Source organism: Thiofilum flexile DSM 14609, assembly GCF_000380185.1.
In the GTDB taxonomy this organism is placed as follows: domain Bacteria; phylum Pseudomonadota; class Gammaproteobacteria; order Thiotrichales; family Thiotrichaceae; genus Thiofilum; species Thiofilum flexile.
Genome location: NZ_KB904789.1, coordinates 1 through 10,605 on the forward strand (window position 1 = coordinate 1; position 10,605 = coordinate 10,605).

12 protein-coding genes are annotated in these 10,605 nt (G+C 46.0%); 7 read left to right on the forward strand and 5 right to left on the reverse strand.

Going from position 1 to position 10,605, the window contains the following annotated elements; genetic code table 11:
- Positions 1-6: 6 nt before the first annotated feature.
- The 7 genes from A3IK_RS0113885 to A3IK_RS0113915 all read left to right on the forward strand — a co-directional run bounded on the left by A3IK_RS0113885 (position 7) and on the right by A3IK_RS0113915 (position 7,714).
- On the forward strand, positions 7-408 hold the full coding sequence (locus A3IK_RS0113885; protein ID WP_425425440.1) for a transposase family protein: 402 nt from the start codon (positions 7-9) through the stop codon (positions 406-408).
- Positions 409-513: 105 nt separating this feature from the next.
- A complete protein-coding gene (locus tag A3IK_RS0113890) occupies positions 514-786 on the forward strand; it encodes an AbrB/MazE/SpoVT family DNA-binding domain-containing protein (protein WP_020560589.1) in 273 nt (90 codons plus the stop codon).
- On the forward strand, positions 786-1,175 hold the full coding sequence (locus A3IK_RS0113895; protein WP_020560590.1) for a type II toxin-antitoxin system VapC family toxin: 390 nt from the start codon (positions 786-788) through the stop codon (positions 1,173-1,175). Before A3IK_RS0113890 ends, A3IK_RS0113895 begins: the two co-directional genes overlap by 1 nt.
- A 147-nt stretch (positions 1,176-1,322) precedes the next feature.
- Complete coding sequence (locus A3IK_RS20465) at positions 1,323-1,991, forward strand: TetR/AcrR family transcriptional regulator (RefSeq protein WP_020560591.1); 669 nt, start codon at positions 1,323-1,325, stop codon at positions 1,989-1,991.
- The gene (locus A3IK_RS0113905; RefSeq protein ID WP_020560592.1) at positions 1,982-3,574 is read left to right on the forward strand and encodes an efflux RND transporter periplasmic adaptor subunit; all 1,593 of its coding nucleotides are present in this window, start codon (positions 1,982-1,984) and stop codon (positions 3,572-3,574) included. The genes A3IK_RS20465 and A3IK_RS0113905 overlap by 10 nt, the downstream gene beginning before the upstream one ends.
- 2 nt (positions 3,575-3,576) lie before the next feature.
- On the forward strand, positions 3,577-6,792 hold the full coding sequence (locus A3IK_RS0113910) for an efflux RND transporter permease subunit (RefSeq protein WP_020560593.1): 3,216 nt from the start codon (positions 3,577-3,579) through the stop codon (positions 6,790-6,792).
- 103 nt (positions 6,793-6,895) lie between these two features.
- Entirely contained in the window at positions 6,896-7,714 is an 819-nt protein-coding gene (locus tag A3IK_RS0113915) for a M90 family metallopeptidase (RefSeq protein WP_020560594.1), read from the forward strand.
- Here the strand turns inward: A3IK_RS0113915 and A3IK_RS0113920 are convergent.
- The 5 genes from A3IK_RS0113920 to A3IK_RS21780 all read right to left on the reverse strand — a co-directional run.
- A complete protein-coding gene (locus A3IK_RS0113920; RefSeq protein ID WP_020560595.1) occupies positions 7,698-8,288 on the reverse strand; it encodes a Uma2 family endonuclease in 591 nt (196 codons plus the stop codon). The two genes, A3IK_RS0113915 and A3IK_RS0113920, sit on opposite strands and share 17 nt — an antisense overlap.
- Positions 8,289-8,345: 57 nt before the next feature.
- Entirely contained in the window at positions 8,346-8,969 is a 624-nt protein-coding gene (locus tag A3IK_RS0113925; protein ID WP_020560596.1) for a LysE family translocator, read from the reverse strand.
- Positions 8,970-9,212: a hypothetical protein gene (locus tag A3IK_RS0113930; protein ID WP_020560597.1), complete on the reverse strand. Its 243-nt coding sequence runs from the start codon at positions 9,210-9,212 to the stop codon at positions 8,970-8,972.
- A 68-nt stretch (positions 9,213-9,280) separates the two neighbouring features.
- Entirely contained in the window at positions 9,281-10,423 is a 1,143-nt protein-coding gene (locus A3IK_RS0113935; protein WP_040849290.1) for a hypothetical protein, read from the reverse strand.
- Positions 10,366-10,605, reverse strand: a 240-nt coding sequence (locus A3IK_RS21780; protein ID WP_020559581.1) for a hypothetical protein, incomplete at its 5' end; no start/stop codon positions are given. The genes A3IK_RS21780 and A3IK_RS0113935, both read right to left, overlap by 58 nt.

Consider the following 10,605-nt stretch of genomic DNA (forward strand, 5'->3'; position numbering starts at 1 on the left):
CATACTGTGAAATTTCAGTTACTGATTGATGAGGCGACGGGACTGATTTTACACCTATGTATGGCGGAGGGAAATGAGCATGATGTGACCTTGGCTCGTCAGCATCAGGAGGCGGTACCGACGGGGNGCTTTTGCTTGGGGGACTTGGCTTATCAGGGCTGGGAGTTGAAGGAAGCGACCTTAATCACCCCCTTTAAGAAGCCTAAGAAGCGCCCGTTAGAAGAGGAACAGAAAGCCTTTAATCAGGTGTTGGCCTCGTTTCGTGTCAAAGTAGAGCATCGGATTCGTGCCTTGAAGATCTTCAGGATTTTGAAGGAACGTTATCGTAATCGACGGCGACGTTTTGGGTTGCGCTTGAGGCTTATTGCCGGTTTGGTGAATCGAATGCTATTCAATTGCTTTTCCTGACTTTTGCAAGAGGTCTAATATAAATATGCTTATTTTTGTATTTGACCTAGAGTTTAATACTTAGCATAATAGTTGTCTTACCTATATCTTACTTTAGGCTCTACTATGCAACCACTACAAACCACACGTCTTTCTAGCAAAGGGCAAATTATTATCCCTAAATCTATCAGGATGTTACATGGATGGGATAATGGGCAGGAGTTCATTGTTGAAGAAACTGAACAAGGAATTTTATTACGCCCCTATCAGCCAACGAGACTACCTAAAACCACTTTAACTCAAGTGGCAGGTTGTCTGAAAAATCGTTATCAAGGTAAAGCAAAAACCATTGAAGAGATGGAGACGGCTATTGCTCAAGGTATTAAAGAGAGCTGGTAATGATTGCAGTAGACACTAATATTTTAGTACGACTCTTAGTGCAAGATGATGCATTACAAGCTAAAAAAGCTGAGCAGCTATTTGCTAATGAGCAAATATTTATTGCTGATACCGTGCTATTAGAAACCGAATGGGTCTTACGTTTTGCCTATAAACTCAGTGCTGAAGATATATATTTAGGTCTGACTCAATTGCTAGGTTTAGAAAATGTGCTAGTACGAGATGAACTAGCTATTCAAAAGGCTTTAAATGGATTTCAATCAGGGCTAGATTTTGCTGATGCTTGGCATTTGGTACAGAGTCAGCACTGTGAAAAATTTGCCACATTTGACATAAAGCTTATCAAAAAAGCCTCTGGTTTGTTCGATTGTACGCCTTTTAATCCCTGAGGATAATTGATCATGATCGCATAATAAAATAAGTTGCTTATATTTATAGCCTTTTCCTCATAATCAATACTAATACACTATCGACAACTGACCGCTAGTCATTTATAGTTTACCCCTTAGTGACCCGTAGTCAGTTGTTGGTGTGTTATGTCTCCTCCTCGTGCTTATCTCCCTGCAGATAAACAGCGCAAACGCGAAGAAATTCTCAATGCGGCGCAAGCCTTATGGACCTCCCATTCTGAGGCTTTAAACAGCATGGCAGAGCTTGCGGAGGTGAGTGGTGTCGCAAAAGGCACCCTTTACCTTTATTTTCGTAGTAAAGACGAAGTCTTACTGGCTTTACATGAGCGTGATTTAGAGCATTTTTTTACTCAAGTGATCGAGCGGGCTAAACAGCCTGAGCCTATGTCCTGTGATGACTTAAGCACGATGCTGATTCAGGCTATTCAAACCTCACCCACTTTTTTACCGCTAGCCTCTTTGTGTCATGGTCTGTTAGAGCGGCAAGTGGCTGTTGAGGAGGCTAAAGCCTTTCAGCAGCGCGTGGCGAGTTACCTACATGAAGTCGTGGCGGTTTTACGCCCCCAGTTGCCACTCATGAATGAATTAGCCCTCTTGCAGTCCTATGCACAATTATTAGGTTTATGGCAATTGCTGCGACCATCAGCGCTGCCTGATCCTGATACCGGCTTAACTCAATTTGTGTTTGAACACATGACCATTGGGCGCGGTGATTTTTGTGCCGTATTACGTCAATCATTAGCAGCACTTTATAATGGCTTAGCCACTATAGAAGGGATTTCTCCATGTCAATAAAATCGTGGTTAGTACTGAGCTTAAGCCTTGCTATGCTCAGCGCCTGTAAAGAAAAAGAAGTGGAACAACCAGAACCTACCCGTCCCGCACAAGTCTGGCGGGTACAGGCGCAAATCAGTGAACAGGTCGACACCTATTCGGGTGAGGTTCAACCGCATAAAGTCACCAGCCTATCCTTTAGGGTGGCGGGTAAAGTGGTTGGGCGCAGTGTAGAAATAGGTGAAACTGTCAAAGTAGGGCAGGTGCTTGCACAGTTAGATAATGAAGATGCGGAGCTGAGTGTTAAACAAACCGAATCGAATTTAGATGCGGCGAAAAGCAGCCTACAAACCAGCCAAGCGAATTTACTCGCCCTGCAAAATAATGTCACCGCCAGTCAAGGCGCGGTCAGCTCAGCACGCGGTAATGTAGAAGCCGCACGCGGACGTCTGAGTACCGCACAAGGTAATTTAATCGCTATGCAAACCGGCCTAGAGTCAGCCCAAGCGGGGGTCGAGTCAGCCCAAGCGGGTGTTGCGTCAGCGCGGGCGACTTACGAGTCGGCACGAGCGGCAGTAGGCTCTGCCCAAGCCGAGCTTAAAAATGCCCAACTAGAATACAATCGTAGTGCTAAATTAAATCAGCAAGGTTATTTAAGCACCACGATCTTAGATCAACATCGCCAACGGGTTACAGCAGCACAAGCCAGTTATAAATCGGTCTATGCCAATGCTCAGGCCGCTTTAGCTCAGGTCAATGCCGCACAAACTAAAATTAAAACGGCTCAAACCCAAATTAAAACCACCCAAGCCCAAATCAAAGCGGCTGAGGGGGATGTTTCTGCGGCGCGTGCGAGTGTGGTAGCCGCCGAGGGGCAAGTCAAAACGGCTGAGGCACAAGTTGAATCTGCCCAAGCGCAAGCTGATGCCGCACGCGGTCAAGTAGGTTCGGCTCAGGCACAAATTAATACTATTACCGAGCAAACTAAATTGGCTAAGAATCAGTCGCGTTACACCGAACTGACCAGTACCGTAAGCGGTATAGTGACAGGTACGCCAGTTGAAATAGGGCAGGTAGTTGGAGTCGGGCAAACAATTGTGAATATTGCTAATAGTAAAGATTTAGAAGTGCAGATTAAGCTCAGTGAGCAGGCTATTAAGCTAGTACAAGTGGGAACACCCGCTAAGATTAAATTATGGGCAGTGTCAGATACCTTTGAGGGAATGGTGGCGGAGATTGCTCCGCTAGCCGATGCTAACCGGCTATGGTTAGTCAAAGTGACGATTAAAAATCCGAGTGTTGATTTACGTTTAGGTATGACGGCGACCGTGACCTTTAGTAAGTCATTGCCTAAAACCGTGTCATGGCTACCGGCTACTGCTTTATTCCAAAGTGATCAACAGCCGGCGGTATGGATCGTGAGTGCCGATAATAAAACCGAGCTAAAACCGATTGAAATCGAGAATTATCTGGATGGTGGCCTATTAGTATCTGGGCTAGATGAAGGACTAACCGTGGTGGCTGCTGGGGTGAATCGTATTCATCAAGGGCAAGACATTATTCCCACTCCCTACACCGGGCAAGCCCGTCCTATAGGGCAATAAGTATGAAAGCTAATTTATCGAGCTGGGCGCTGAAGCACCAAAATCTAGTCTTGTTTACCATCTTCGCCGTCTTGATCCTAGGGCTATTCGGGTATAGCAAACTAGGGCAATCGGAAGATCCCCCGTTTACCTTTAAGGTCATGGTGATTCAAGTGCAATGGCCTGGAGCTACTGCACTGGAAATGGAGGATCAGGTCATTAACCGGATTGAAAAGGTGGTCATGGAGTCCCCTTTTGTCGATACCTTGAAAAGCTATGCCCAACCTGGTTTTGCTGTGATTACGGTAGTCGGTGCGGATAATGCCCCGCCTGAAGAAGTACCTAATTTATTTTATCAAGTACGCAAACGGGTACAAGATATTGCCTACACCTTACCCTCTGGTGTGATAGGGCCGATTTTTAATGATGAATTTGGCGATACCTACGGCAATATTTATGCGCTCACAGGTGATGGTTTTAGCATGGGGCAATTACGCGATGCCGCCGATGGGATTCGTAAAGAATTATTGCAAGTGCCTGATGTTGCTAAAGTGCTCTTGATTGGTGAGCAGGCTGAGCGGGTTTATATTGAGCTGGATAATGATAAGGGTGCTCAATTGGGTATTACGATCCAGCAGCTACAAACCCAACTCACCAATCAAAACCTCATGGTGGCAAGCGGGGTTTATAATACTAGCACCGACCAGATTGATGTTTATGCTTTGGGGCGCTTTAAAAATCTCTCGGATGTAAAAGCCATGCCCGTGAAGGTGGGTGATCGCACTGTGCGCTTGGATGAAATAGCCACGGTTAAGCGCGGTTATATTGATCCCCCTACGGATGGAATGCGCTTTATGGGGCAGACCACGTTAGGGATGGGTGTGTCCATGAAAGCGGGCGGCGATATTATTAAGCTAGGGCAAAATCTAGAGGCCGTATTTAAGCGTATTCAAACCCAATTACCTATTGGTATGGATTTACACCGTGTCAATGATCAGCCGGTGGCAGTGAAAACCTCGATTCGTGAATTCCTGCAAGTGGTATTTGAGGCGGTAGTGATTGTATTAGCGGTGAGTTTCTTTAGCTTAGGCATGCGTGCCGGAACCGTGGTGGCACTATCCATACCTTTAGTGCTCGCCGGAACCTTTTTCGTGATGTTTTTGTTTGATGTCGGGCTACACAAAATCTCTTTAGGTGCTCTCATTTTAGCCTTAGGGCTATTAGTCGATGATGCGATTATTGCGGTAGAAATGATGGCGCTCAAATTAGAGCAGGGCATGGATAGGGTCAGTGCCGCGAGCTACGCCTATAGTACCACGGCCTTCCCTATGTTAACGGGTACTTTTGTAACCGTCGCTGGGTTTTTACCCATTGCCACCGCTGCCTCGGCGACGGGGGAATATACCCGCTCCATCTTCCAAGTGGTGACCATTGCCCTAGTGCTCTCTTGGTTTGCAGCGGTGATTATTGTGCCTTATTTAGGGTATCACTTACTCAAAGAAGAGCATCATGGAGAAAAGAAAAAAGGCTTATTTAGCTGGCTGGGTAATCTTAAAGATGCGTTTGCCAATGGTTTTACCCGTTTCTTTCAGGGCTTAATTACCTTATGCGTGCGCTTTCCCTTAACCGTTATTCTTTTAACTTTCATTAGTTTTGGCTCAGCGGTTTATAGCTTTCAATTGGTTCAACAACAATTTTTCCCGGAGGCTACCCGTTTAGAAGTATTAGTGGATTTAAAACTGCCCGAAGGTTCTTCACGTGCAGCAACCGACCGCGAAGTCAAAAAGGTTGAAACTTTTCTCAATACCCAATTAGCGCATATTGATAATTATGCCGCTTATGTAGGGGCGGGTTCACCACGTTTTTATTTACCCCTAGATCAACAATTACCGAATCCTAGTTTTGCCCAGTTTGTTATTACTACTAAGAGCATTTCTGATCGCGAAGCACTGCGGAGTAAGCTGATTGAGCTAATGGATAGTGAGCAATTTTCCCAACTCAGAGGGCGGGTGTTAAGACTCGAAAATGGCCCACCCGTAGGTTATCCAGTACAATTTCGGGTAGTTGGGGATGATTTATGGGTATTGCGTGATTTAGCCGAGCAAGTCGCAACCCTAATGCGGGCAAATCCTAATCTGCGTAATGTGCATTTAGATTGGAATGAATTACGCAAAGATATACAGCTAAAAGTGGATACCGAAAAAGCCATTAGTTTAGGTATTACCCAAGCCACGATTAATCAAAGCATTTATGGGGTGATTCAAGGAGTTCAAGTCGGCGAATTTAGAGAGCGTGATCAAACTATTCCGATTTTATTACGCGGAGGGGATACGGAGCGTAAGCAATTAGATCAGCTACTCACTTTTAATATTCCAACGGCTACCGGTTCCTATGTACCCTTAGGCCAGATTGCTACTGTGGTCGATACCCAAGAAGAGGCGATTATTTGGCATCGTGACCGCACTCCCACTATTACCATTCGCGGGGATATTTATAATAAGGTACAAGCGCCTACCGTCACCGCTGAAGTATTATCGCGTATGAATGACTTTAAAGCGAAGTTACCCTTAGGCTATGAGTTACAAGTCGGTGGAGCGGTTGAGGAAAGTGCTAAAGGTGGGACTTCTATTGCAGCGGGTGTACCCTTATTTATTGGGGTAGTACTGACTTTATTAATGCTGCAATTACAAAGCTTTCAGCGCGTGATTATGGTGGTATTAACCGCCCCCTTCGGCATTATTGGTGTGGTGATCTTTTTACTGAGTTTTGATAAACCTTTTGGTTTCGTCGCCATGTTAGGCACCATTGCCTTATCGGGCATGATTATGCGGAACTCGGTCATTTTAGTGGATCAAATAGACCGCCATATTGAAGAGGGGATGATTCCTAGAGAGTCGGTTATTACCTCTGCTGTGATACGTTTTCGCCCTATTATGCTGACCGCCTTAGCCGCTATTTTGGCGATGATTCCTTTATCGCGTAGCGTATTTTTCGGCCCCATGGCGGTAGCGATTATGGGAGGCTTATTAATTGCGACCCTATTAACCCTATTATTCCTGCCAGCGGTTTATACGGTTTGGTATAAAGTGGTCTATGGGCGTAAGCAATTTTTTGGTGAAGTTACAGCGCCTACTGAGACCGCTCAAGCGGCAGTACCTGAACCTGCTGCTGAGTTATCCAGTCCGCTAAATGCTGTAGCTGAAAAGACTGAGGCTGGACAAAACCCTAATCCTAGCTAGGCCTTCGTGAGTACAGGGGTGGGTGAGTAATTTCTCACCTATCCCTTGAATCCAATTGTATCTACCCCCATTTAATCCTTATCGTAACACTCAGGTATTTATAATGGTTGATGGGGCGTGGATATTACTGCTACTGATTATTGTAGGTATCAGTGCCTATTATGTATGGCCTTATTATCGTTTGCGTCAAGTAATGGCTGCTCCCTTTCCGAGTGAGTGGCGAGCGATTATACGGCGTAATGTGCCTACCTATCGTTATTTGCCTACTGATCTCCAACATCAGCTCCAGCGCTTGGTGAAGCAATTTATTTATCAAAAAGAGTTTACAGGTTGTAATGGTCTAGTCATTACAGACGAAATCAAAGTCACCATTGCAGCGAGTGCTTGCTTATTATTGCTCAATCGTAAAACCGATGTATTTGGCGGCTTACGCTATATTTTGGTTTATCCTAGTGCCTTTAGTGTGCCGCGTGAGAGTGCGGATGAGGCCGGATTACATCAATCTTACCCCGCGCATTTATTAGGCGAGTCATGGGCGAATGGCAAAGTGATTTTGTCATGGGAAGATGTGCTCAAAGGCAATCAAGATCGTCATGATGGCATGAATCTAGTGCTGCATGAGTTTGCTCATCAATTAGATAGCGAAGCGGGAGCGAATAATGGAGCACCCGTGTTAGGGAGTAAAAAGCGTTATCAGCGTTGGGCAACCGTGTTTCAACGCGAGTTCGAGGCTTTGCGGCAGGCCGCTTTTCAGGGCGATGAGACTTTATTAGATTATTATGGTGCGACTAATCCGGCAGAGTTTTTTGCGGTAGTGACGGAAGTGTTTTTTGAACAACCCCAAGCCATGCAGCAGCGCCACCCCGAATTATTTGGCGAATTAAAACACTACTATAAAGTCGATCCTAGAGAGTGGGATTAGGTGAGTTCAACCATTGCAACACTTCGGCATTATTAACCTGCTCGTAAATATCCGGCACGGTTAGATTGACCCCTAATGACTCTAGCGTTACGACATCCGTCCAATAGTAATAAGACGGTTGCCACGCTTGGCTACGGCGGAATACCTCCACTTGCACAAAGTCTTGTTCAATGAGCATGTATTCTTGCAAACTGGGGATTTGCATATACTCTAAGCGCTTGATTTGTCGATCCGTTTTACGTGTGCCATTAGACAGTACTTCAACAATTAGCGTAGGGGATTCAGTGCTATAATCATCTAAAAACTGCTCATTACAGATGACCGTTACATCAGGATAACGATAGCGAGAGGCTGAGGTTTTAACTAATAAGTCACTACTAAAGGGGCGGCAATTTTTACCTTTGAGTTTGGTTTTGAGTTCAGTCAGCACATTAGCGGTAATCTGATTGTGATTAATACTAGTACCTGCCATCGCATAGACTACACCCTCCACATACTCATGGCGTACTTCACTCAAGCGCTCCCCCGCAAGATAGTCCTGAATAGACAGTAGGGTTTTAGGTGCTAAAGACATCGCCGTAATCTCAAAGTAGCATAGGGGTTTAGTATAAGCCCTATGCTAGGGATTGACCTATCCAAAAATCAACCAAATTCCCACCCCAATCATGAGACTGCCCGCAATGCGATTGAGGAGACGCACATTGCCACGGTCTAGTAATAAATGGCGTAAGGCCTGCCCGCCCATGGCATAGAGCAGTAGGCAAATAAATTCCATCATTAAAATCATGGCAATCAAGACCATGAGTTGTGGAGCAAGGGGCTGGTCTTGGTGTAAAAACGGGGGCAATAAGGAAATGAAAAACGCCCAACCTTTAGGATTAGCCACGGCTGTGATAAAGCCCTTGAGCGCTAAATCGAGTGGCTTGCTCGATTGTGTGTTATCGAGCTGTTCGGGTATGGCTAAGCTCCCGCGCGAGCGCCACATTTCTATCCCAATCCACGCCAGATAAAGTCCGCCCACAATTTTAAAGGCAGTAAACGCCTGCGGAAATTGCAGCATCACGGTCGCTACTCCAACGGCTGCGAGGGTTGCGACTAAGCCCACCCCTAATAACTCGCCCCACATCATGTGTAGGCTGCGCTTTAACCCTACCGACATGCCGAGTGTCAAAGCGAGGGTCATACACATACCGGGTGTAACGGACACAAAAAAGAAAGTAGGAATAAAGACAGCTAAGGTACTCAAGGGCAACATTTAGCGCGACTCCGATGGGGGTAGTATTTGGGCGAGTAGTTTAAGTATCAGTAGGATATAAGGTGTACCGTGTAGGACTAAATCAAACCAATCAATGGGCTTAATTAAATCACCGGCTATTAGCAGTTTGAGCTTTTCCCATACATGAGGTTCGGGTATGAAAGGAGCTAGCCCTAGCGTCAATACCGCCACTATGACTAGGCTCCAAGGTAGTTTATTCATCCAATGCTGCAAGGTCGCCATGCGCTTAATCCTTATGATTTCAGAGCGCGATAACTACCTGTAGCCATGCGAATTGTCAAGCTAAGTAGTTAACTCATTATAGACGGATGGGCAAGTGCAGGCTCCCATAGCTGAGTACGTAATTGATTCACTAAACGCTCACTCTCAGCCGCAGAGGGCTGTCCTAGTGCCATTCTGATTAAGGGATGCTCATCGGCTCCTTCAATTGTTTGTAAGCGAGCAATCGCTTGAGCCTGTGCCACACGAACGACCTGTTGTTCTTGGAGGGTTAACTGCGGCATGATCCACACATGAATGGCCCAAGATAGGGTGGCATGTTTACTTTCTTCTTCACTAATATGAGCGATGACCTCACGAAACACCTCATGCTCAGCCACCGCAGCTTGCCAATAGCCACAGGCAGCGGCATAAGTTTCGTTCACACAACCCTGCACCGCATTTTCTAAGGCAATATCGACTAGAGAACGCAGGCGGAAATCATCAATTAATACCTCAGGCACCGAGGTGTCATAGGCTTGTGCTAGTAATCCTGCCATTTCAGCATGTTCTATTTCCTCTTGTACCGCCTCACGTGCCATTTGAATCAAAGCAGCCGGAGCTTGATAAGCCTCTAATTCGCGGACTAAATAACGAAAAGCCGTAATGGCGGCGGTTTCCATAGAGGCCATTTCTGCAAAGTAATGCCCTAACACATGATGTTTAGCGGGGGCTTGTAGGGTAGTGCCTTCTGTTAAACGTCCAGGAACTGGGCGTGGATGAAAAACAAGAGGAGAGTAACACCCTGGGGCATCAGTATAATTAAATCGAGCCACTGTATAGGTCGCCTCACATTTCACTTTGCCAGAGCGTCCGAGTGACTGAGTTTCACACTGAGTAGTACGAAAGTTTTCAATGGTGGTAATGGTCATATTATAGCGATCGTTAGATATATATTTTTGTTCAGCTAATACTTTGCATAAGGTGACGCATTCTTGAGCGGAGAGTTTAGCCCTAAGACCGATAAGGCCTTGTGCAAAAGAGCTTTTTTCCGGTGTGCGTTTAATGGGGGTACGGCAAGCAGGTGCCGGTGGGGTAGTTGCTACCGAGGTGGCTGCTACAGGCACAGGTGCGGCTAGGGTAGTATGGGATAATGCCAGGGCAATCGCTTGAATCTTTATTGGTGTAGAGGAATAAGTGGCTCCAAGAGTTCGGCGAGATAATCGGTTGACCAAGCGGCCTGCTTTCGTCGTACTTTGAGACTATGCTTATTCGTCTGGTTGTATCGAAGTAAGTTGGTGGCCATCTGGCGCAGGAGGGAGAAATTGTGAGCGCCATCGCTGGTACGATTACGTGCCAGATCCTCACGCATCAGCACATCCAAGACCCAATGGAGTCGATTCTCAATCCCCCAATG